This window comes from Ralstonia sp. NFACC01, assembly GCF_900115545.1.
GTDB lineage: Bacteria > Pseudomonadota > Gammaproteobacteria > Burkholderiales > Burkholderiaceae > Ralstonia > Ralstonia mojiangensis.
Genome location: NZ_FOWV01000002.1, coordinates 469,061 through 491,649 on the forward strand (window position 1 = coordinate 469,061; position 22,589 = coordinate 491,649).

The 22,589-nt window shown below is 65.0% G+C and carries 19 protein-coding genes; 10 read left to right on the forward strand and 9 right to left on the reverse strand.

Annotated features, from left to right (window positions below; all coding sequences use genetic code 11):
* The first annotated feature begins 87 nt into the window (after window positions 1–87).
* Window positions 88–822: an NUDIX hydrolase gene (locus tag BM136_RS06830; protein WP_092971132.1), complete on the forward strand. Its 735-nt coding sequence runs from the start codon at window positions 88–90 to the stop codon at window positions 820–822.
* A gap of 45 nt (window positions 823–867) precedes the next feature.
* Here the strand turns inward: BM136_RS06830 and BM136_RS06835 are convergent, their stop codons facing one another.
* Window positions 868–1,293: a DUF3005 domain-containing protein gene (locus BM136_RS06835; RefSeq protein WP_092971133.1), complete on the reverse strand. Its 426-nt coding sequence runs from the start codon at window positions 1,291–1,293 to the stop codon at window positions 868–870.
* A gap of 64 nt (window positions 1,294–1,357) precedes the next feature.
* Window positions 1,358–2,776: an aminotransferase-like domain-containing protein gene (locus tag BM136_RS06840; RefSeq protein ID WP_092971134.1), complete on the reverse strand. Its 1,419-nt coding sequence runs from the start codon at window positions 2,774–2,776 to the stop codon at window positions 1,358–1,360.
* 303 nt (window positions 2,777–3,079) lie between these two features.
* On the opposite strand from BM136_RS06840, the gene BM136_RS06845 reads away from it, so the two are divergent.
* Window positions 3,080–4,594 carry a M20 family peptidase gene (locus BM136_RS06845; RefSeq protein ID WP_092971135.1) on the forward strand — a complete coding sequence of 505 codons (1,515 nt, stop codon included), beginning with the start codon at window positions 3,080–3,082 and terminating at the stop codon, window positions 4,592–4,594.
* Window positions 4,595–4,604: 10 nt separating this feature from the next.
* On the opposite strand, the gene BM136_RS06850 is transcribed toward BM136_RS06845, so the two are convergent.
* Complete coding sequence (locus BM136_RS06850; RefSeq protein ID WP_092971136.1) at window positions 4,605–5,561, reverse strand: TauD/TfdA dioxygenase family protein; 957 nt, start codon at window positions 5,559–5,561, stop codon at window positions 4,605–4,607.
* A 252-nt stretch (window positions 5,562–5,813) separates the two neighbouring features.
* Between BM136_RS06850 and BM136_RS06855 the strand changes: the two genes are divergently transcribed.
* Window positions 5,814–6,176, forward strand: a complete 363-nt coding sequence (locus BM136_RS06855; RefSeq protein WP_092971137.1) for a DUF2917 domain-containing protein — start codon at window positions 5,814–5,816, stop codon at window positions 6,174–6,176.
* Between the two features lie 5 nt (window positions 6,177–6,181).
* Here the strand turns inward: BM136_RS06855 and BM136_RS06860 are convergent, their stop codons facing one another.
* Window positions 6,182–7,591: a heavy metal sensor histidine kinase gene (locus BM136_RS06860; RefSeq protein ID WP_092971353.1), complete on the reverse strand. Its 1,410-nt coding sequence runs from the start codon at window positions 7,589–7,591 to the stop codon at window positions 6,182–6,184.
* Between the two features lie 8 nt (window positions 7,592–7,599).
* Window positions 7,600–8,274 carry a heavy metal response regulator transcription factor gene (locus BM136_RS06865; RefSeq protein WP_024977661.1) on the reverse strand — a complete coding sequence of 225 codons (675 nt, stop codon included), beginning with the start codon at window positions 8,272–8,274 and terminating at the stop codon, window positions 7,600–7,602.
* A gap of 190 nt (window positions 8,275–8,464) precedes the next feature.
* Here BM136_RS06865 and BM136_RS06870 point away from each other — a divergent pair, with 190 nt between their 5' ends.
* The 4 genes from BM136_RS06870 to BM136_RS06885 all read left to right on the forward strand — a co-directional run bounded on the left by BM136_RS06870 (window position 8,465) and on the right by BM136_RS06885 (window position 14,420).
* Window positions 8,465–8,755 (forward strand): hypothetical protein, encoded by a 291-nt coding sequence (locus tag BM136_RS06870; protein WP_092971138.1) that lies wholly within the window; start codon window positions 8,465–8,467, stop codon window positions 8,753–8,755.
* A gap of 101 nt (window positions 8,756–8,856) precedes the next feature.
* Window positions 8,857–10,014, forward strand: coding sequence for a TolC family protein (locus BM136_RS06875; RefSeq protein WP_254775628.1), 1,158 nt, complete (start codon window positions 8,857–8,859; stop codon window positions 10,012–10,014).
* Window positions 10,015–10,038: 24 nt separating this feature from the next.
* Complete coding sequence (locus tag BM136_RS06880) at window positions 10,039–11,229, forward strand: efflux RND transporter periplasmic adaptor subunit (RefSeq protein ID WP_092971140.1); 1,191 nt, start codon at window positions 10,039–10,041, stop codon at window positions 11,227–11,229.
* Between the two features lie 11 nt (window positions 11,230–11,240).
* Window positions 11,241–14,420, forward strand: a complete 3,180-nt coding sequence (locus tag BM136_RS06885) for an efflux RND transporter permease subunit (protein WP_092971141.1) — start codon at window positions 11,241–11,243, stop codon at window positions 14,418–14,420.
* A 9-nt stretch (window positions 14,421–14,429) separates the two neighbouring features.
* Here the strand turns inward: BM136_RS06885 and BM136_RS06890 are convergent, their stop codons facing one another.
* The 3 genes from BM136_RS06890 to BM136_RS06900 all read right to left on the reverse strand — a co-directional run bounded on the left by BM136_RS06890 (window position 14,430) and on the right by BM136_RS06900 (window position 17,112).
* On the reverse strand, window positions 14,430–14,864 hold the full coding sequence (locus BM136_RS06890) for an HIT family protein (protein WP_092971142.1): 435 nt from the start codon (window positions 14,862–14,864) through the stop codon (window positions 14,430–14,432).
* Between the two features lie 95 nt (window positions 14,865–14,959).
* Window positions 14,960–16,405, reverse strand: a complete 1,446-nt coding sequence (locus BM136_RS06895; protein WP_092971143.1) for an MFS transporter — start codon at window positions 16,403–16,405, stop codon at window positions 14,960–14,962.
* A gap of 41 nt (window positions 16,406–16,446) precedes the next feature.
* Window positions 16,447–17,112: a TetR/AcrR family transcriptional regulator gene (locus BM136_RS06900; protein ID WP_092971144.1), complete on the reverse strand. Its 666-nt coding sequence runs from the start codon at window positions 17,110–17,112 to the stop codon at window positions 16,447–16,449.
* A 228-nt stretch (window positions 17,113–17,340) separates the two neighbouring features.
* On the opposite strand from BM136_RS06900, the gene BM136_RS06905 reads away from it, so the two are divergent.
* Window positions 17,341–18,597: a branched-chain amino acid ABC transporter substrate-binding protein gene (locus BM136_RS06905; protein WP_092971145.1), complete on the forward strand. Its 1,257-nt coding sequence runs from the start codon at window positions 17,341–17,343 to the stop codon at window positions 18,595–18,597.
* Window positions 18,598–18,621: 24 nt separating this feature from the next.
* Here BM136_RS06905 and BM136_RS06910 read toward each other — a convergent pair whose 3' ends face one another.
* On the reverse strand, window positions 18,622–19,554 hold the full coding sequence (locus BM136_RS06910) for a 2-hydroxyacid dehydrogenase (RefSeq protein WP_092971354.1): 933 nt from the start codon (window positions 19,552–19,554) through the stop codon (window positions 18,622–18,624).
* 272 nt (window positions 19,555–19,826) lie between these two features.
* Here BM136_RS06910 and BM136_RS06915 point away from each other — a divergent pair, with 272 nt between their 5' ends.
* Together BM136_RS06915 and BM136_RS06920 are read left to right on the forward strand one after the other, a co-directional pair.
* Window positions 19,827–20,528: a glycine zipper 2TM domain-containing protein gene (locus tag BM136_RS06915; RefSeq protein WP_092971146.1), complete on the forward strand. Its 702-nt coding sequence runs from the start codon at window positions 19,827–19,829 to the stop codon at window positions 20,526–20,528.
* Window positions 20,529–20,616: 88 nt separating this feature from the next.
* Window positions 20,617–22,455: a methyl-accepting chemotaxis protein gene (locus BM136_RS06920; RefSeq protein ID WP_092971147.1), complete on the forward strand. Its 1,839-nt coding sequence runs from the start codon at window positions 20,617–20,619 to the stop codon at window positions 22,453–22,455.
* The last annotated feature ends 134 nt before the right edge of the window (window positions 22,456–22,589 follow it).

Sequence of the window (22,589 nt, forward strand, 5' to 3'; positions counted from 1 at the left end):
TTTTTGTGTTTTAGTTGTACAGTACAACTTGTATGGGTTGGACAATACAACTTACTATTGAGGCCGTCAAGAAATTTGTGACCCGCCATGGCCACCCGATCGTCTGCAAAGTCCTTCCCGCTACCGTTCACCACCGTGGATGTCGTCATCTTCACGGTGCTGGATGACGTATTGCGCGTGCTGCTCGTGCAGCGCCCCAACGCCGAAGGCGAGCCTTTTCCCGGCGCATGGGCGCTGCCCGGCGGGTTTGTCGATACGGCTGTCGATGCCACGCTGGAAGACTGCGCACGCCGCAAGCTGCTGGAGAAGGCCGGCGTGGGGAGCCCATATCTTGAGCAGCTCGGCAGCTGGGGCGGGGCCACACGCGACCCGCGCGGCTGGTCGGCCACGCACGTCTACTTTGCGTTGATACCGGCGCAGGGCGTGGTTCTTGCCAAGGGCGCCAATGCGGCCGACGTGGCGTGGTATGCGGTGGACGATGTACTGGGTGCGCCAGAACTTGCCTTTGACCACGCGGAAATCCTGCGCACTGCCGTCGCGCGTTTGCGCAGCAAGGTCGAATACACGTCGTTGCCGGCGTTTCTGCTGGCCGAGCCGTTCTCGCTGCCGCAGTTGCAGCGCATGTACGAGATCGTGCTCGGTCGCCCGGTCGATAAAAGCGGCTTCCGCACCCGAATGCTGTCGGCCAATTTTCTGGAAGAGGCGGGGGTGGCGGAAGGCGATTCGTACCGCCCCGCCAAAGGCTACCGTGTGGTTGACCGCAGCGCGCCGGTCGTCTTCCCGCGCACCTTCAGCCCACGCGGGGGGGATTCAAATACCTGAGCGGGGTAACAGGTGCCGTGACGGAAGGGGGTGCAGCGCACCAAGCTAAGCTCGCTCGTCGTCTTCCAAAGAAAATCGCTGTGCCGCGCGCGTGCCGTTGCGCACGGTTTCCTCAACCACCCCGCGGTGCACCAGCTTGTGTCCGGCGTCGGGCGCTACCGTTGGCTGCCCGTGGCTGCGGCGGCTGTCGATGCCCGCAATTGGCCCTTCCGGATAAGGCTCGGGGTTGGTGTTGACCAGCGACGCGTTGGAATAGATGACGTTGTCTTGCCACAGCGACGAGTCCTTGATCGCCTCTCGGCTTTTGCCGTCGGTGTCGACCGTGCTGCCAGAGGCCTCGGTGCCGCAGGCGTCTACAGAGCGGATGCGCTGTGACGCCTGCTGCACGGGGTCGGCTGGGCTGGCGCCTGCAGCGTAGGTGGTGCCGCTGTGCAGCGGCGGGCGGGCAGTATGGAACTTGTCGGAGTGCATGATGGGACTCCTGAGTGAGAGCAGACGGCAGATACGCCGCAAATGCCATGCCTGCGAGCAGCGTCTATGCGCGCTTGCGGGTGGCCCGTTTGCCTGCCTCCTGCAGGAACGCCACCGCACGTGGTTCCGTTGCGTATGCGCTATTGATGCGCACCCATGGCGATACCTCCAGGTTCGGGCGGAAGTAATGCCCGGGCGCCAATGTCACGCCGTGCTTCTCTGCGGTGGCGGCCAGATCGCGCGAATCCTCCACGTGCGGCACACGCGCCCACAGGAAGTTGCCACCCGACGGATGGTGAAACACTTCCCAGCCGGCATCGGCCAGCACATCGAGCGACGCGATGACGGAGTCACCCGCGCGCTGGCGCAGCCGCTCTACATATTTGCGATAGGCGCCGCGCTCCAGCAGCGTGCTCACCACGGCTTCGGCAAAACGCGAGCCGCCAACGCTCGTGAGCATCTTCACGTTGGTCAGGTCATGCACCAGCTCGCGCTTGGCGATCAGGTAACCCACCGGCAGCGATGCCGACACCGTCTTGGAAAACCCGCCCACGTAGATCACTTGGTCGAGTTGGTCCAGCGTTGCCAGCCGCGCGGTCGGATCGGCCTGCAGGTCGGCAAAGATGTCGTCTTCCAGAAACGTGAAGCCGTGGCGCCGCGCCAGCTCAAGCAGCCGAAACGCGACCGGTGGCGACACGACCGAGCCGGTCGGGTTCTGCAGCACGCTGTTGATGAAGAACAGCTTGGGCCGGTGTTCGCGCAGCATCGCTTCCGTGACTTCCACGTCGGGCCCATCGCTCCTGCGCGGAATGCCGACCAGCTTCACACCATGCAAACGCAGCAGGCCGAACACGGTGTAATAGCCGGGGTCTTCCACAAACACCGTGTCACCGGGTTTGAGCAGGTGCCGCATCACAAGGTCGATCGCCTGGCTCGTGCCGGCGGTGATCAACACATTGGGCAGTTCCGCCTGGATACCAAGCTGGCGTGCTCGCATCATGACCTGATGGCGCAGCGCCATGTTGCCAAGCGGCGAGGAGTAGTCGATCACCGCGTGTGTGTCGGTGCGAGAGACCTGGCGGATGGCCTGCGTCAGGCCGTCGACATCGCGCCAGTCGGCCGGCACAAAGCCGCCGCCCAGTTTGAGCATGCCGTCGGGGTAACTGAACTGCTCGAAGATGTGTTTGGACTCGGCCTCTGCCCGGCGCGGGTCTGACCAGCCGCGCCCGTCGCGCCCAGTGAGGTTGCTCTCGGCCACATAGAAGCCGGAGCCGTGGCGCGAATCCAGCAGGCCCAGCGAGACCAATCGGTCATACGCCTCGATGACGGGGAAGCGGCTGATGCCGTAATCGGCTGCAAGTTGCCGAATCGACGGCAGCTTGGCGCCGGGGCGCACGTCGTTGTCGCGGATCCATGCCTGCACGCCAGCCACGATCTGGTCGGCAATCGGCACGCGGGTGGTGGCATCGATGATGAGTTTCATGGGCGCGAAGGCTGATCTGGAAGCCTCTGAACAGATACGAGGAACTGTTCAGTACTGTTCAGGCATTGTAGCCAAACGCGCCGGAACGCGATGGTGCGGATTGCCAAGCGGCGGCCCGCATTCTCCTCGGGACGATGCGCCGGGCTGGCTCCGTGAAAAAGGGGGGCCGGCCCTTTCTTTCGAGCGTTTTGAGGCCGCATTCGGAAGCCCACCGAATACAAGCGACTGCGGCGATACTGGCGCCTTACGCCCCGTGCATGAAAATCGGGCGAAGGCCATGCACCTTCAAAGGAGAGGAGACAAATGCGTACGTCGTTCAAGCGTCGTGGAGCCGTCATCGGGCGGCTGTTGCGCGTGGCCATTGCGGTTGTGGTGTTGGTGGCCGCTTACGTGGCGTTCAACACGTGGCGGCACAGCTCGCGCCAGCTCGATGTGCCCGCTGTCACACCGGTCGCAGTGGACGGGCCGGCCGCTGCGGCGCACCTGGCCGAAGCCGTACGCGCACGCACTGTGTCGAGCGCGACCGATGCGCAACTGAACGCCGACCAGTTCCGCCAGTTGCACGCCATGCTCGAGGCGCGCTATCCCAAGGCACATGCCGTGCTGCAGCGTGAGCAAGTGGGCGACTTTGCGTTGCTCTACACCTGGAAGGGCTCCGACCCGTCGCTAAAGCCCGTCATGCTGATGGCGCACCAGGACGTCGTGCCCATCGCCCCCGGCACCGAAGGCGACTGGACCCAGCCGCCCTTCGACGGCGTGGTGAAAGACGGCATGGTCTGGGGCCGTGGCGCGTGGGACGACAAGGGCAACCTGATCTCGCAGATGGAGGCCATCGAGTTGCTGGCCGCCGGCGGCTTCAAGCCGCGCCGCACCATCCACCTGGCCTTCGGCGCCGACGAGGAGGTGGGCGGCGAGCGCGGCGCCAAGCAGATCGCCGCGCTGCTCAAATCGCGCGGCGAGCGTCTCGAGTTCGTGATCGACGAAGGTCTGCTCATTACCGAAGGCGTGCTGCCGGGGCTGACCAAGCCGGCGGCGCTGATCGGCGTGGCGGAGAAGGGCTTTCTCTCCGTGCAACTCAAGGTCGGGGCCACGCCCGGGCATTCGTCGATGCCGCCGCCGCACGGGCAGAGCGCCATCGCCATGATGAGCGCCACGCTCAAGCGGCTGGATGACGATCAGTTGCCCGCCGGCATTCGCGGTGTAGCGCAGGAGATGTTTGCAACGCTGGCGCCCGAGATGCAGGGCTTCAGCCGCGTGGCACTGTCCAACCTGTGGCTGTTCGGGCCACTGGTGCAGAAGCAACTGGAGGCGTCAGGCAGCTCCAACGCCATGCTGCGCACCACTACTGCGCTGACCATCGTGCAGGCCGGCAACAAGGACAACGTGCTGCCCGGCCGCGCCGAGGCCACGGTCAACTTCCGCCTGCTGCCCGGCGACACCATCGCCTCCGTCACAGCGCACGTGGAAGACGCCGCCAAGGCGGCCGCGCCCCACGGCAAGTTCGAACTGAGCCGACTGCCCGGCTCGAGCGAAGCCTCGCCGGTGTCGCCCACGCAGTCGGCGTCGTATCAGTTGATCAACAAGACGGTGCGTGAGCTGTTCCCGGGCACGGTCGTGGCGCCCGGGCTGATGATCGGTGCGACCGATTCACGCCACATGATCGAGATTGCCGACCATATCTATCGGTTCTCGCCGGTGCGCGCCAAGCCGGAAGACTTGCCGCGCTTTCACGGCACCAACGAGCGGATCACCGAAGCCAATCTGGTGGAGCTGATCCGGTTCTACCACCGGCTGGTGCAGCAGGCGGCCGGGGCTTGATATCAGTGGATCAGTGGGCGTTGGCCACCAGCGTGTCGATGTGCGCGTCGTTGGTGGCTTCGGGGCGGCGCAGTTGCGTGCTGCGGCTGCCGTCCACTGAGATGGCCGTGTCGCCATGCACGGTCACGCGGCGCACCAGGCGCGGCTGGTTGCCGTAATCGTTGATGGCGTAGTGCTGCGTGGCGCGGTTGTCCCAGATGGCGACGTCGTGCTGGCGCCATTGCCAGCGCACGGTGTTGTCCAGCCGCGTCACGCGGTTCTGCAGGAGTTCGAACAGCCGCGTCGATTCGCTGCCCGACAGGCCAGTGAAGCGTTTGACGAAATGGCCGAGCAGCAGGGCGCGTTCACTGGTCTCCGGATGCACGTGCACCACGGGGTGCGAGGCTTCATACACCGAGGCGCTAAACACCTCCCGATGATGCCGCAGGCGTGCGCTCTCGATCTGCGTGCGCTCGGCACCGTAGTCGTAATCGTTGGTGTGCACTGCCCAGAGCTGCTCGGCAAGCTGCTTGAGCGGGTCGGGCAACTGTTCGTAGGCGCGGGCGGTGTTGGCCCAGACGGTGTCGCCGCCGTAAGCGGGAATCGTCACCGCGCGCAGGATCGATACCTTCGGAAACGCATCGAGAAACGTCACATCGGTGTGCCAGGAATCGGCACGGCCGCCGCCCTTTGACGCATCGAGTTCAAACAGCTGCGTGCCGCTGGGTGCCGGCACGGTCGGGTGGGCCACGATGCGGCCGAAGCGCTTGCCAAATGCCTGGTGCGTGTCATCGTCCAGATGTTGCTGGTCGCGAAAGAACAACACCTTGTATTTGAGCAGCGCAGCATACAGGCTCGCAAACGCGTCTTCTGTCAGGTCCGCGCCGAGCTTGAGATCGAGAACCTCCCCGCCGATGTGTCCGGCCACCCGGCGTACGCGCAAGGTGCCGAACGTGGTGTCGATGGTGGCGTTTTGGTCATGTGGCATGGCGGCTCCGGCGAGAATGGCGATGGACCATGCTAGCCAGCCGGCACCCCGTGGAAAACGAACGGTTTGACATATCCAAATGCAATTCTGTCCGTCGTCCCACGAAACTGTTCGCGAAAGATGCTGAACAGTTCAGCAAAACTGTTCACAACTGTTCATGTCAACGGCGTGCGCTGCCGCGCAAGATGGAACCGTGCCGATCCGCAGTCCCTATAAAAATCCACCACGAACCCCGGCACAGGAGTCTCAATCATGCGCGAAATCAGGATCTTCGAACTGGACCGGCCGGGCGTGCCGGTGAGCTGGCGGTCGGCACGGGCCCAAACCATTGCCGCACAAGCCGGGCTGTTGTGGATCACGCAAGAGCATCAGCAGCAGGACATCTGGCTCAGGCCAGGCCAATCGATCGACGTGCCGCCGGGCGTGCGCTTCTGGCTGTCCGGTGAACCGGTTGAGGGCACGCCGGCGCGCTTTGCCGTCACTGAAGATGTCAATGCACCGCGCCGCCTGCTGCGCTTCATCGGCTTGCTGGTGGTGGCCGCGTATCGGCAGGTTCTGCGCGACGACGGCCAGGATGCGACCCGTACGCCGTCGGCACAGCGGATCGGCACCTAAGCCTTTCAAGCCGGAAACACGAGCCGGAACTCGGTCCGCCCACCCGGCGGGCTGCTGGCTTGCACGCTACCACCGTGCAGGTCCATGATGGTTTTGACGATGGCCAGTCCCAACCCGGTGGACTGGCTTGGTTGCGCACCAGATTGCGCCCGCGAGGGGTCGCCCCGGTAGAACCGCTCGAACAGCAGCGGCAGGGCGGGGGCCGGAATGGCCGGTCCGGGGTTGCCCACGGCAATTGCGATGCCCTGCGGCATCAACTCGATCGCTACGTCGATGCACGCTCCAGCGGGTGTGTGACGCAGCGCGTTGTCGAGCAGGTTGTTGATCGCCCGGCGCAGCAACGTCGCATCTGCGCGCAATTGCGCATCGCCGCGCACGTCGATGGTGATGTCACGATCAGCGGCTACCGCCTCGAAGTAGTCGACCAGCACTTGCACCTCGTGGCGCGCATCCAGCGCCGCGATGGACAGCGCCACACGGGCATGGTCGGCGCGTGCCAGGAACAGCATGTCCTCGATCATGTGCGACAGGCGCGCGTATTCCTCCAGGTTGGATTCGAGCACGCTGCGGTATTCCTCGCCCGTGCGCGGGTGTGCGAGCGTGACTTCAGTCTGGCCCACCAGATTGGCCAGCGGCGTGCGGAAATCATGCGCCAGGTCTGCTGAGAACTGCGAGAGCCGCGCAAAGCCATCCTGCAGGCGCGTGAGCATGGCGTTGAGTGAAGCCAGCAAGTCGGCCAACTCACGCGGCGCGCCCTGCAGCGTGAGACGTGTGTCGAGCTGGCTCGGCACCACGGCCGCAGCCTGATTGCCGATGCGTGCCAACCCGCGCAGCGTGCTCCGCACGAGCAGCAGGCTCAGCAGCGCCACCGCCGCCACGCCGCCAAGTACGGCAAACACGATGTGGCGCTGGTACTGGGTCAGCAATGCTGCGCGGCTGTCGCCATCCTGCGCGACGAGCACAATCACTTTCGCGTTGTTCTTGCCCAGCCACGCCTCGGCTGCCGCGGCGCGCGAGGCCATGCCGGTCATCGATATCCATGTCTGTACGGAAGACTCCGACGGCGGCACCGCAGCCGCAACCACGGGCGGCATCGTCACGTGTTCGCCCTCGGGGTTCACTTCCACCAGCGTGCGGCCTTCGGGCGTGGCGATGCGCAGGATCAATCCATCGTGGCCCGACACCACATCGGTATAGCGGTGTGCGGTGCGTGCCAGATCGTCGGCGCTGGGTGCCTCGCTGGCCAGGTGGCGCAGCTGCGTGATCTTGCCGAGCAGCATCGCATCGTCAGCCACGCGCAGTTGCGCGTTGAGCGCGAAGTAAAGATACGTACCAGCCGCAGTGAGCGTGACCGATGCCACCACCACAAACGCCAGCACGAGTCTGCCTGCAAGCGATGCGGGCCAGCGCATCAGCGGCCTCATCAGCGATCAACCGCGTCCAGCACGTAGCCCATGCCGCGCAACGTGTGGATCAGCTTGTGCTCGAACGGGTCGTCCACCTTGGCGCGCAGGCGTCGGATCGACACATCCACCACGTTGGTGTTGCTGTCGAAGTTCACATCCCACACCTGCGAGGCGATCAGCGAGCGCGATAGCACCTCCCCCGTGCGGCGCGCCAGCAGATGCAGCAGCGCGTATTCCTTGGCGGTCAGGTCGATGCGTTGTCCTGCACGCGTGACGCGGCGCTTGATCGTGTCGATGGTCAGGTCGGCAATTTCGAGGATCTCACTTTCGCGCAGCGGGCCGCGCCGCAGGATGGTCCGCACACGCGCTACCAGCTCGGCAAAGGCGAAGGGTTTGACGAGGTAATCGTCTGCGCCGAGTTCCAAACCTTTCAGGCGGTCGGCCAGTTCGTCGCGCGCGGTCAGGCACAGCACCGGCGTGCTCTTGCGGCGGCGCAGTTCCTGCAGCACCTGCCAGCCGTCCATGCCGGGCAGCATGACGTCCAGCACGATCAGGTCGTAATCGTGTTCCATGGCCTGGAAAAGGCCATCGGGGCCGGTGCGGGCGAGGTCAGCCACAAAGCCGGATTCCGTCAGGCCCTTGAGCAGGTAATCGCCCGCTTTGGGCTCGTCTTCAACAATGAGCAGTCGCATGGTGAAAGGTGGCGCGCGTTTGATGTATCCGCCAGTGCCGCCACGATATGCCAAAACCCCCGACGGAGGCACAAAGATGACAAGTTTGTCATCTTCGAGTCATGCCCGCGTGGCGCACCGCTCCCTAGACTGGCCCCACTGACATCCCCCTTCCTGTTTGCTGATGTCAGGCCTTTTGAAGGAGATCCTCATGGCGATTCGATTCCAACGCGTGCTTCCTCTGGCGGCACTGGCCGCATTGCTGGCAACCGGCACGGCCGTGGCCGCGCAAGGCGATCACGAAGCGTGCTGCGCGCCGCAGGCCAAGTCGACGCTCGCGCCGCTGGCCAAGGCCGACGCGCGTGACCCGTACACCGATGGCGCCAAGTCCGGTACGCGTGACCCTTACACCGATGGCGGCAAGGCCGGCGCCCGCGATCCCTACACCGATGGTGCAAAGACTGGCGCACGCGATCCGTACACCGACGGCGCGATTGCGTAATGCGCTGTTTCCAGCCCGCCGGGGCGGTCCTTTTGTGTCTTCTGGCTGCCCCGTTGGCCACCGCAGCGGCGACTGAGCCCGTCGCTCCGGTGGCGCTTTCCATGCCAACTGCGGCATCTGAACGCGTGACCCTGCAGCAAGCCGTTGACCGTGCGGTGCAGACACATCCCGCCCTGGCGGCTGCGGGCTATGAAGTGGCCGCCAGCGAAGGCGCACTCGACCAAGCCCGCCGGCTGCGCAATCCCGAAGCCGCCTTCACGACAGAAGACGTTCGTCGCGACCGCGCCACGATGACGGCACAACTGAATATCCCATTGGAACTGGGGGGCAAGCGCGGTGCACGCACGCGTGCCGCAGAAATCGCCCGAGATGCCACGGCGCAAGATGCCGCCGTGCTGCAGGCCGAGTTGCGTGCGGATGTCGCGCGGGCCTTTTTCGATCTGGTGATTGCGCAGGAGCGCTTGGCGCTCGCGCAGGCGTCGGATGCGTTGGCCGCTCAGGCCGAATCTGCCGCTGCGCGGCGTGTGCAGGCGGGAAAGGTGTCGCCGGTGGAGCAAACCAAGGCCGGTGTGGCCCGTGCCAGTGCCGCCATCGAACTGCGTGACGCGAATGCTGAACTGCTGATCGCCCAGCGCGCATTGGCGGCCTTCTGGGGCACCGCGTCCGCCGCGCCTGAGGCCGACGGCAGTGCGGAGACGCTGCCCGTCGTGCCGCCCGAAGCGCGCCAAGCTACCGGAGCGCTGGAAAACTCGCCCCGCGCCATCCGCGCCCGTCTGGAGATCGACCGGCGCCAGGCGCTCGCCAACGTGGAGCGCAGCAAGCGCGTGCCCGACGTGACGCTCACGGTGGGCGCCAAGCGCGACAGCGCCGCGAACAACAACATGGCGGTGCTCGGCATTGCCGTGCCGCTGCCGCTGTTCGACCGTAACCAGGGCAACCAGCTTGAAGCACAGCGGTTGGCCGACAAGGCGTTTGAAGACTATCGCGCCCTGCAGCTTGAGCAGAACGCCACGCTCGCGCAAGACGTAGCGCGGCTCGACGCGGCCCGCGCCGCCGTGCAGTCGCTGCGGCAAGACGTGTTGCCCGGCGCGCAGCGCGCGTATGACGCGGCACGCATCGGCTTTGATGCCGGCAAGTTCAATTTTCTCGATGTGCTGGACGCCCAACGCACGCTCTTCCAGGCGCGCGCGCAATACCTGGCTGCGCTGTCTCGCGCGCACCAGGCGGCCGCCGGCATAGATCGCATTCTCGGCCGATAAAGCGGCCTCTTTCTTTCTGCCGACATGACACTTCCACCGAAACAACGGCGCGCCATCGCGCTCATCGTCGTGCTTGGCGCGCTGGCCGCTGCCGGGCTGTGGTTCGGCATGGGCGCGCGCCAGGCTCCGACGTCCGAGGCCGAGGCGGCACCTGCACCGGCCGCCACTGGGCAGGCCGAGGCGCCCCACGCCGAAACGCTCGCCATGTCGGCCGACGCCATCGCCAATGCAAAGATCGGCGTAGAAACCGCCGGTGCTGCCGAGCTGCGAACGGAGGTTGTCCTGCCCGGTGAAATTCGCCTGAACGAAGACCGCACCGCCCACGTGGTCCCCCGTGTGGCAGGCGTGGCGGAGAAGGTAGCGGTGGAGCTTGGCCAACCAGTAGCGCGCGGCCAACTGCTGGCCGTGCTCTCCAGCCCCGCGCTGTCGGATCAGCGCAGCGAGTTGCAGGCGGCCCAGCAACGTCTCGCGCTTGCGCAGGAAACACACGCACGCGAAAAGCGCCTGTGGGAGCAGGGCATCGCCGCTGAACAGGATTACCAGCAGGCGCGCACCTCGCTGCAGGAAGCGCGCATTGCGGCGGACAACGCCCGCCAGAAACTGACGGCTATTGGCGCGGCGCCGGCGGGGTCGGCGCTGAATCGCTTCGAGTTGCGTGCGCCTTTTGACGGCGTGGTGGTCGCCAAACACCTGTCGCAGGGTGAAGCGGTGCAGGCGGAAACGGCAGTCTTTACCGTGGCTGATCTGCGCACCGTGTGGGCGGATTTCTCCGTTACTGCCAAGGACCTGGAAGCGGTCACGACCAACGCTGCCGCCACCGTGCGCGCGACCGCCACGGGCACCGCCGTGCAAGGCAAGGTCTCGTACGTTGGCACCTTGCTGGGCGAACAGACCCGCACCGCGCCCGCGCGCGTCACGCTCGACAACCCCAAGCTCGCTTGGCGGCCCGGCATGTTCGTCAACGTGTCGGTCGAATCGGGGCGCGTGCAGGTGCCCGTGGCCGTGCGCGCCGATGCCGTGCAGACCGTCGACGAGAAGCCCTCGGTGTTTGTGCCCGTGCCGGCCGGCTTTGAAGTGCGCCCCGTCAAAACGGGCCGCACTGACGGCACCTGGACGGAGATCCTCGAAGGGCTTCCCGCCGGCACGCGCTACGCCGCAGCCAACAGCTACGTGCTGAAGGCCGAAGCCGGCAAGTCCGCCGACCACGGTCATTGAAAGGAGGCGCTATGTTTGAACGCCTCTTGCGCACCGTCATCGCCCAGCGCTGGCTGGTGCTGCTGGCTGTGCTGGCCGCCGCCGCGTTCGGCGCGTACAGCTATACGCGCCTGTCGATCGATGCGGTGCCCGACATCACCAACGTGCAGGTGCAGATCAATACCCCGGCACCGGGGTACTCGCCGTTGGAGACCGAACAGCGCATCACCTATGCGCTGGAAACTGCCATGGCCGGCTTGCCGAAGCTGGAGCAGACGCGCTCGCTCTCGCGCTACGGCCTGTCGCAGGTGACGGTGATCTTCAAGGAAGGCACCGACATCTATTTCGCGCGCCAGTTGGTGAGTGAACGCTTGCAGGCCGCGAAGGAGCAATTGCCCGATGGCATTTCGCCAAGCATGGGGCCCGTTTCCACTGGCCTGGGCGAAATCTACCTGTGGACTGTGGAGGCCGACGCCAACGCGCGCAAGCCCGACGGCGCTGTCTACACCCCCGCAGATTTGCGCGAGTTGCAGGACTGGGTGATCCGTCCGCAGATCCGCAACGTGCCGGGCGTGACGGAGGTGAACACCATCGGCGGCTTCGCAAAGGAATTCCTGGTGGCTACAAGCCCGGAGCGCCTGGCTTCGTACAAGCTCACGCTGGCCGATGTGGTGGCCGCGCTTGAGCGCAACAACGCCAACGTCGGGGCCGGCTATATCGAGCGCAAGGGCGAGCAATACCTCGTGCGCGCGCCCGGCCAGTTGCGCGATGCGGCTGACATCGGCAACGTCGTGCTCGCCAGCCCGAACGGCACGCCGGTGCGCTTGCGTGACGTCGCCAGCATCGAAAGCGGCAGCGAGCTGCGCACGGGCGCCGCCACCAGCAATGGGCGCGAGGTGGTGCTCGGCACGGCGTTTCTGTTGATGGGCGAAAACAGTCGCACCGTTTCGCAAGACGTGGACAAGCGCATGCAGGAGATTCGCAAGACGCTGCCGGCGGGTATTCGCGTGGAGTCGGTGTACGACCGTACCGTGCTCGTCGACAAGGCCATCGCCACGGTCAAGAAAAACCTGCTGGAAGGCGCGATTCTGGTGATGGCGGTGCTGTTCCTCTTCCTCGGCAACCTGCGTGCGGCCGTGCTGACTGCGCTGGTGATTCCGTTGTCGATGCTGATGACGTTCAGCGGCATGGTGTCGGCCAAGGTGAGCGCCAACCTGATGAGTTTGGGCGCGCTGGATTTCGGCATCATCGTTGACGGCGCCGTGGTGATTGTCGAGAACTGCGTGCGGCGACTTGCGCATGCGCAGGAGGCTCGCGGTAGACCGCTCACGCGCGCCGAGCGCTTTGAGGAGGTGTTCGAAGCCGCCCGCGAAGCGCGTCGCCCGTTGCTGTATGGCCAGCTCATCATCATGGTGGTGTACCTGCCGATCTTTGCGCTCTCGGGTGTGGAAGGCAAGATGTTCCACCCGATGGCGATCACGGTGGTGCTGGCCCTGGCTGCGGCCATGGTGCTTTCCATCACGTTTGTGCCGGCTGCCGTGGCCTTGTTCATTGGCGAGCGCGTAGCCGAGAAAGAGAACCGCCTGATGGGTTGGGCGCGCCGCATGTATGCGCCGCTGCTCGAACGCGTGCTGGCTGCGCCGGCCGTGGTGTTGACGTTTGCCGCGGTGGCGGTGTCGGTCTCGCTGGTGGCAGCCACGCGCCTGGGCGCCGAGTTCGTGCCCAACCTGAACGAAGGCGATCTTTCCATCCAGGCCATGCGCGTTCCGGGCACGGGGCTGGTGCAATCGCTGGACATGCAGATGCAGATCGAGCGCACGCTCAAGGCGAAGTTTCCCGAGATCGAGCGTGTCTTTGCGCGCACCGGCACCGCAGAAGTCGCGACCGACGTGATGCCGCCAAGCATCTCCGACGGCTACATCATGCTCAAGCCCGAGCGCGACTGGCCCGCCGGCGCGGATGGAAAACGTCGCAACCGGGAGCAGTTGCTGGCCGACATTCGCACCACGGTTGAAGCGCTCCCCGGCAACGCGTACGAGTTCTCACAGCCGATTCAGTTGCGCTTCAATGAGCTGATTTCGGGCGTACGCAGCGATGTGGCCGTCAAGCTCTTCGGCGACGACATGGGCGTGCTGGAAGCCCAGGCCAAGCGTATTGCGGCGCAGCTCGGTAAGCTGGCCGGCGCGACCGAGGTGAAGATCGAACAGACTGGCGGACTGCCTTTTTTGAACGTCGATATCGATCGCGACAAGGCTGCACGTTACGGCCTCTCCAGCGGGGCGATTCAGGACACGGTGTCCGCGGCCATCGGCGGTAAGGATGCGGGCACGGTGTTCCAGGGCGACCGCCGTTTTGGCATTGTCGTGCGGCTGCCGGAAACGGCGCGAAGCGACCCGGCAGCGCTGGGCCGCCTGCCGCTGGCATTGCCCAACGGACAGGGTTACGTGCCCCTGTCCGATGTGGCCACACTTAACGAGGTCACCGGCCCCAACCAGGTCAGCCGCGAAGACGGCAAGCGCCGCATCGTCGTCAGCGCCAATGTGCGCGGGCGCGATATTGCCTCGTTTGTGGAAGAAGCGCAGGCAGTGCTCGATGCGCAGGTGCGTCTGCCGGCCGGTTACTGGATGGCGTGGGGCGGGCAGTTCGAGCAGTTGCAGTCGGCTACCGAGCGCCTGCAGATCGTGGTGCCGCTGGCGCTGGCCATGGTGCTCACGCTGCTGTTCATGATGTTCGGCAACCTGAAAGATGGTTTGCTCGTGTTCTCGGGCATTCCGTTCGCGCTGTCGGGCGGCATTCTGGCGCTGGCGCTGCGCGGCATTCCGCTGTCGATTTCAGCGGCAGTGGGCTTTATCGCGCTGTCTGGCGTGGCGGTGCTCAACGGGCTGGTGATGCTGAGCTTCATCCGCAGCCTGCGCGAGAGCGGCCAGTCGGTCGACATGGCCGTGCGTGAGGGTGCGCTCACACGCTTGCGGCCGGTGCTGATGACGGCTCTGGTGGCGTCGCTCGGCTTCGTACCGATGGCGCTGGCAACCGGCACGGGTGCGGAAGTGCAGCGGCCGCTGGCGACGGTGGTGATCGGTGGGATTCTGTCGTCGACGGCGCTGACGCTGCTGGTGTTGCCGGTGTTGTATCGGCTGGCCTATCGGCGGGAGGATGGGCGAGAAGGCGCCACGGCGCAGGCAGATTCGGCAGTGCCGTCCGCTGCGCCATAACGGCGGTGCTTACTCCGCTTGCAGTGCGGCGATGATTTTCTCGGCGTGGGCCTTGAGCTTGTCGCTGTCGGCCTGCACGCGGGCGTGCGGTTGCAGCGGGGTATCGCTGTAGCGCGGCAGCACGTGAAAGTGCACGTGCGGCACCGTCTGCCCGGCAGCACTGCCGTTGAGCTGGAAGACTGCGATACCCGGCGGCGTGAACGCAGCACGCACGGCGCGCGCCAGCTTGCGCGTGGTGCGGATGGCAGCCGATGCGGCATCGTCGGACAGGTCGAACAGCTCGGCCGCGCCTTCCTTGGGCAGCACCAGCACGTGGCCATCGGCCTGCGGCATGATGTCCATGAAAGCGATGGTGTGGTCGTCTTCGTACACCTTGATGCAGGGCAGCTCGCCGCGCAGGATCTTGGCGAAGATGTTCTGGTTGTCGTAAGTCGCGTCAGGCATGGGTGTCTCCAATAAGCGGGAAATGCACAGGAAAGCGCTGCGCGAAAGTATATAGGCGACCGGCGACGACGAACGTGGCGCCGGTTTGGCGTAGATCAAGCAGGGCTGTCGTCAACCGACAGCGGCGCAGCCACGTGTTCGAGCGGCTTGCGCTCGGCTGCCGTCCCCCAGCAAGCCTGCACCGCGGCCGCAAGCAGCATCAGCACTGCGCCGAACGCATAGCCGCCGAACACGGCACCGCGCGAGTGCGTATCGATCAGCCAGCCGAACAGCGCAGGCCCGGCCACGCCGCCAAGCCCCGTGCCCACGGCATAGAACAACGCGATGGCCAGCGCGCGCACCTCGAGCGGAAAGGTTTCGCTCACCGTCAGGTACGCCGAGCTGGCGGCGGCCGATGCAAAGAAGAACACCACGGTCCACGCGATGGTCTGCGTGGTGGCATCGAGCACACCCGCCTTGAACAGCGCGCCACTCACCAGCAACAGCACGCCGCTGATTGCATAGGTCGCGGCAATCATCGTGCGCCGGCCTACCACGTCAAACAGCCGCCCAAGCAGCAGTGGCCCGAGAAAATTACCCAGTGCGAACGGCAGCAGGTACGTGCCGACCTTCGTTGCGGGCACCTCATAGAAATCCGTCAGCACCAGCGCGTAGGTGAAGAAAATCGCGTTGTAGAAAAACGCCTGCGCCGCCATCAGCGCGAGGCCCACCAGCGCGCGCTGCCGGTGCTGCACGAACAGCACGCGCGCGACTTCCATCAAGCGTGGATGGCCACGGCTGCGCATGCGCAATGCTGGCAGCGGCGCGGTATCGAAGCGATGGCCGCGCGCGGCGATTTCGCTTTCGATGTCCTGCACGATGGTTTGCGCTTCTTCGTGCCGGCCGCGCGTGATGAGCCAGCGCGGGCTTTCCGGAATCCAGAAACGCATCACCAGAATGATGAGCCCCAGCAGGGCGCCGATGAAGAAGCACAGCCGCCAGCCTGTATCGAGGCTCATGTGCGCTGGGTCCAGCAGCCACAACGATGCCCCCGCGCCCAACGCGGCACCAACCCAGAACGTGCCGTTGATGGCGAGATCCGTCCAGCCGCGCACGCGCGCCGGCGTCAGCTCCTGGATAGTCGAGTTGATGGCCGCGTATTCGCCGCCGATCCCTGCGCCAGTGAGCACGCGAAACACGACGAGGCTGGCGAAGCTCCACGAAAACGCTGTCGCCAGCGTGGCCAGGATGTAGACGCCCAACGTGATGAAGAACAGCTTGCGGCGGCCCAGTCGATCCGTCATCCAGCCGAACAGCAGTGCGCCGAACACCGCACCGACCAGGTATGCGCTGCTGGCAATGCCAACCTGCGCGTTGGTCAGATGCAGCGAGGGGCTTTGCTTGAGCGCACCGGCCACGGCGCCGGCCAGCGTCACCTCCAGGCCGTCGAGCAACCACGTAATGCCCAGCGCAATGACCACGCGCGTGTGAAAGCGGCTCCACGGCAGGCGATCGAGCCGGCTGGGCAGGTCGGATGTGTGTAAGGCTGGCGATTCGGGCATCGCGGCGCACTCGGACAGGAATGCGCACGACGCAGCACGAATTATTCCCGCGCAGTTGCGCCTGTATCTTCTTGCGGCGCGCCGGCGAGCAGCGTGTCTTCAAAGAAGCGGCGGCGCGCATCCTTGTCGGGCTTGCTGCCTTGGTGCCAGAGCGTGGCTTCGGAAAGCTGGTAGGCGTACAGCATGAAGGCGCGCGCCTTGGCATCCTTGCGCGCAAAGCCGATCGCCTGGAAATGCTGGACGTAGTAATCCATGCGATGCTCGTCGACGGCTTCGACAGCTTCTTGCGCCATCGGGTCGCGCCGCGCCCAGGCGCGGATGGCGAATTCGATCATGGCGGTGCGGCGCGCGCTGCGTCCGCGAAACGGCAGTGCGAGCAGATCGCGCACCAGGCCCTGCACTGATGGATTCTGCCGCTCCAGCTTGGGGCCCACGCGCGTGCGCTCACTCCAGTCTTGCAGCACCTGATGCAGCAGGTCGTCGCGGTTCTTGAAGTGCCAGTAGAAACTGCCGCGCGTGACGTCCAGCTGCTTGGCGAGCACGTCCACGCGCACCGCATCGATGCTCTTGGTGACGAGCAGATCGGTGGCGGCGCGAACCCAGTCGTCGGGCGTGAGCTGTGCACGCGGCGTGGCAGGGGAGGCGGAATCGGCATCGACCTCGACGGCTTCGTCGTGTTCGTCGATCAGCGGGGATGGCTTGGGCATGAAGGCGGATTCTAGCCGCGCTGACGGGGCTGTCCAGCGCTTAAATCGTGCTGAGGCCCCCAGGTTTGCGCGGGTTGACACGGCAACAAACGCACTCCTACCATGCACATACGTTTGTGTATGGAAGGATCGAGCTGCTGCAAGCCTCGGTTTGCGGTTTTGTGCAAAACCATGCTCGACGATGCCTTCTGCACGGCGTCTAACGATAAGACATCAGGAGACATTTGCATGAAGGCATTCCGACTCGCGCTGTGCGCGGCGGCAGCAGTTGGCACATTCGCAGGCGCATTTTGCCCGGGCACCGTCCACGCCGAGACCGTCAAGATCGCGTGGATCGATCCGCTGTCCGGGTTGATGGGCGCGTTGGGCCAGAACCAGCTGCGCAGCTGGCAATATGCGGCCGATCTGGCCAACCAGCAGAACTGGAGCGGCAACGGCACCAAGTTCGAAGTCGTCGGTTTTGACAACAAGGTATCGCCGCAAGAAAGCCTGACGATCCTCAAGCAGATCACCGACCAGGGCATCCGCTATGTCGCGCAGGGCGACGGCTCCAGCGTGGGCATGGCACTGCAGGACGCCATCGCCAAGTACAACGATCGCAATCCAGGCAAAGAGATCATCTATCTCAACTACGCCGCGGTCGATCCGGACATGACCAACAGCAAGTGCAACTACTGGCACTTCCGCCTGGACGCCAACTCCGACATGAAGATGGAAGCCCTGACGAGCTATCTCGCCAAGGACCAGAACATCAAGAAGGTCTATCTGCTGAACCAGAACTACTCGTTCGGCCACCAGGTGGCGCGTGCGGCCAAGGAATATCTCAAGCGCAAGCGTCCGGACATCCAGGTGGTGGGTGAAGATCTGCACCCGCTTGCGCAAGTGAAGGACTTCTCGCCGTATGTCGCGAAGATTCGTGCGTCTGGCGCCGATACGGTCATCACGGGCAACTGGGGTAGCGATCTGGCACTGCTGATCCGCGCGTCGAAAGATGCGGGCCTGACCACCAATTTCTATACGTACTACGCAGGCACCACCGGTGTGCCCACGGCGATGGGCGCTTCTGGCGCCGACCGCGTGAAGGTCATCAGCTACTTCGCGCCGAACGACGGCAACCCGAAAACGAGCGCCGTGCTCGACGGCTTCAAGAAGAAGTACAACGACGACTTCTTCAACGCTGACGTTTACACCGGCATCGCCTTCCTGGCCAAAGCCATCAAGACCAGCGGTTCAGCCGAGCCTGCCAAGGTGGCCAAGGTGATGGAAGGCATGACGGTCGACGGCCTCAACGGCCCGATCGAGATGCGCAAGACCGATCACCAGGCGCAGCAGACGCTGTACGTGACCACCTGGGTGAAGGCCGACGGCAAGAAGATCAAGTACGACCAGGAAAACACCGGCTACGGCTGGCGTACCGACGTCACGCTGGAACCGCACCTTGCGGCCCAGCCGACGTCTTGCCAGATGAAGCGTCCGGCGTCGTAATCGCGTGATTGACGTGTCCCCGGCTTACACCGGGGACACCACGCCTGTGCCCGCCAGGTGCCCGCGGGCGTTCTCCAGAAAGCGATCCACCGTAGCCTGCACCGATTCCGGCGACCAGCCGGCAATGTGCGGCGTCAGCACGACCTGCTCCAGGTCCAGCAGCCCGGCCGGCGGCTTGGGCTCGCTCTCATACACATCCAGCCCCGCACCACCCAGCTTGCCCGAGCGGATGGCCGCTTCCAGCGCTGCCGTGTCGACCACGCTGCCGCGCGCAATGTTGACCACGTAGCCGTTCGGGCCCAGCGCTTCCAGGATCGTCTGGTTGACGAGGTGCTTGGTCTGCGCGCCGCCCGGCGTGGCAACGATCAGGAAGTCGGCCCACTCAGCCATGTCCTCGAGTGCATCGAAGTAGCGGTACGACACCCCGTCGCGCGGCTTGCGGTTGTGATAACCGATCTGCATGTCGAAGCCGGCAGCGCGGCGCGCGATCTGCAGCCCGATGGTGCCCAGACCAACGATGCCGAGGCGCTTGCCGCATACGCCGGGCTGCAGCGGAATGTCGTCGCGCCAGACGCCGTTGCGTGTGGAACGATCCAGCTTGGGAATGCCACGCACGGTCGCCAGCAGCAAGCCAAAGGCGTGGTCGGCCACGCAAGCGTCGTTGGTGCCGGCGCCGTTGGCCACCGCTACGCCACGTGCGCGGGCGGCTTCCAAATCGATGTTCTCGTAGCCAGCGCCCAATGCGCAGGCCAGTTCCAGCTTAGGCATCGCGGCAATTTCCGCTCCGGTCAGGCCCGTCGAGCCATTGGTGAGCACGATGCGGACATCTTGCCCGTCGCGCGCGATGGCGGCATCGCGTTCGGCGCGGGTCGGTGCATGGATGACGTGAAAATGTTCAGCGATCTGCGCCACGTTCTCGGGCGTCATCGCAATGAGGAGCAGCAGGGTCGGTTGCATGGTCAGGATAGGAGGCGGGCCGCATGAATGGGGCAAGGCCCGGTCGGCAAGGAGGTGCGCGGCACGGCGCTTGGCGATGATAACGCGTGCCCCCACAGCCGTGCTGGAAGCCATGGCCGCCATGCGGTTACACCCCGTTACCGATGAGCGGGTTTGGTTGCACGGGTTTGCAGGCGTGCGGCATAGACTTTGCGGCAAGAGGCGCATGGCCGCAGGCCGCAGAGCAGACTGCTGGTCCGGCCCAGACGCCTCGTTCACAAGACGGGATCATCATGCGAGCAACGAACAAGTCGGACCGTACAGGGCGCGTAGCGCGTTGGATGACAGTGGCCACATTGGCTGCCGTGGCAGCGGCGCTGACGGGCTGCGTGACAGCGCCGGCGTACCCCGGTTACGGCGCGGGCTATGGCGCGGGTTATGCCGCGGGCAGCAATGCCTACGGCAACAGCGTCGGCCCGACCAGCTACAGCAGCGGTTACGACAGCACGTACAACAACGGCTACGGCAGCTATGACCCGAACGCGCCGCAGCCCTATCCGCAGCAGCCGGCGCCGACCTATTCGCAGCCCCAGCCGACTTACTCGCAACCGAACTATTCGCCATATCCGAACAACGGCGATCAGTCTTATCAAGCGCCCGCTGATAACCGCTACGGCGTTGTTGAATACGTCGAGACGGTGCCCGTGCGCGGCCAGTCGAGCGGCGTAGGTGCGGTACTCGGCGGCGTGGTGGGCGGCTTGCTGGGCCATCAGGTTGGCGGCGGACGCGGCAACACCGTGGCCACCATCGGCGGCGCGGTGGCAGGCGCCATGGCGGGCAACGCCGTGGAGGGCAACACGGTGGTCGGCCAGACTTATCGCGTGACCATGCGCCTGAACGACAACTCGCGCGTCACGCTTACACAGAACAACCCGAACGGACTGCGCGTGGGTGATCGCGCACGCATCGAAAACAACATGGCAGTGCCTTACTAGCCACATCCCGCATGGCGCCGCCCGCGCCGGCTTCAGAAACGGAGCGGGTCGGCCGATATAGCGGAGGCAATAACCCGCTGTGACTGCCATGCTCAATCGACTTTCCATCCGTTTCCGACTCAACGCAGCACTGGCGCTGCTGGCCGTGCTGCTGGCGGCCACCGGCACCATCGGTGTGATCGGGATGCGCGCCTCCGACGCCAATATCAATGAGGTCTATACCAATCAGCTCGCTTCGGCATCGCTGATGGGCAAGGCACAGCTGAACGCAGCGATCGTGCGTAGGACGCTGGATCGGGCGGTCTTCCATCCGGATGCGGCCGACGTGCCGGCCATCATCGAAAAGGCCAACGCTTACCGCGCCAAGTCTGAGGGCGCGTGGAAGCAATACAAGGCGCTGCCCATGAACGCGGAGGAAGCGCGCCTGGCCGCTGACGTTGAAGCCAAGCGCGCAGCGTTGTTCCGCGATGGTGTTGAACCGCTGATGAACGCCCTGCGCGCGCACGATACCGCTGCTGCGGACAAGGTGGTGATGACCCTCATCCCGCCGCAGTTCGTGGCACTGTCTGCTGCTGTAGACGCGCTGGATCGTAGCCAAGCTGAGCAGGCCAAGGCCGCCTACGAAAGCGCGGTTGCCCGCTCGCATGCGTTTCTGATGTTGATCATTGGTGCCATCGCGGTGGGCATCGCGGCGGCGCTGGGCTGCGCATTCGGCCTGCACCGCGCGATCTCTGTGCCGCTGTCCAAGATGCTGGGCCACTTCAGCGCGATCTCGAACGGCAATCTGACCGAGTGCATTACCGTCAGCAGCAAGGACGAAATGGGCGCGCTCACGCAAGGTCTCGTCGACATGCAGAACGGGCTGATCCGTACCATCGTGACGATGCGCGGCGGTAGCGAATCCATCGCCAGCGCCACCAAGCAGATTGCGGCCGGCAACATGGACTTGTCGCAACGCACGGAAGAGCAGGCGTCGTCGCTGGAAGAAACAGCGTCGAGCATGGAAGAGCTGACCAGCATCGTGCGCCAGAACGCCGACAACGCACGCCAGGCCAGCCAGCTTGCGGGCAACGCTTCGGACATCGCCGTCAAGGGCGGTGAGGTGGTGGGCCGCGTGATCGAGACGATGTCGGGCATCAACGACAGCAGCAAGAAGATCGCCGACATTATCGGCGTGATCGAAGGCATAGCATTCCAGACCAACATCCTCGCGTTGAACGCGGCGGTGGAAGCTGCGCGCGCAGGCGAGCAGGGCCGTGGGTTTGCGGTGGTGGCCGGTGAAGTGCGCAGCCTGGCGCAACGCTCGGCCACGGCGGCCAAGGAGATCAAGGAACTCATCAGCGATTCGGTTGGCCGCGTTGAAAACGGCTCGACGCTGGTGACCGAGGCCGGCGCGGTGATTGACGAAGTGGTTGTGGCAGTCAAGCGCGTGACCGACATCATGGGCGAGATCAGCTCGGCATCGGACGAGCAAAGCGCCGGCATCGAGCAAGTCAACCAGGCCGTCACGCAGATGGATGAGGTGACTCAGCAGAACGCCGCGCTGGTGGAAGAGGCAGCCGCTGCTGCGCAATCGCTGGAAGAGCAGGCCGGCGTGCTTCGCGAGGCGGTGGCGTCGTTCCGCTTGCCGGTGGCGGGTGTGCGCGCCGAACCTGTGCTGGCGCCCGTGGCTGCAAAGGCGGCGCCCGCTGCATCGGCTACATCGGCCGCATTGACCGTTTCCAGCCCGGTCGCTAAACCGGTTGCACGCAAACCTGCCGTGGCGACGGCGCGTGCGGCCGGCAAGCGTCCCGCTGCGCCGGCCAAGTCGGTCGCTGTGCCAGTTCAAAGCGCGAAGGTAGCGCCTGCCGTGGCAGCCGAGCCCAAGCCTGGCAAGCTTGCCTTGGCTGCGGCCTCCAGCGATGCCGACGACTGGGAACAGTTCTGACGCACAGGCCGACACGCTCAATCCAACAAGCCGCGTCCAGAGCGCGGCTTTGTGTTTCAGCGCTGTAACCGATTTGCGGAATTGCTTGGGCCGATGTTGTCAGCCCAGGCGGCGATTCGCGCGGCAATGTCGCC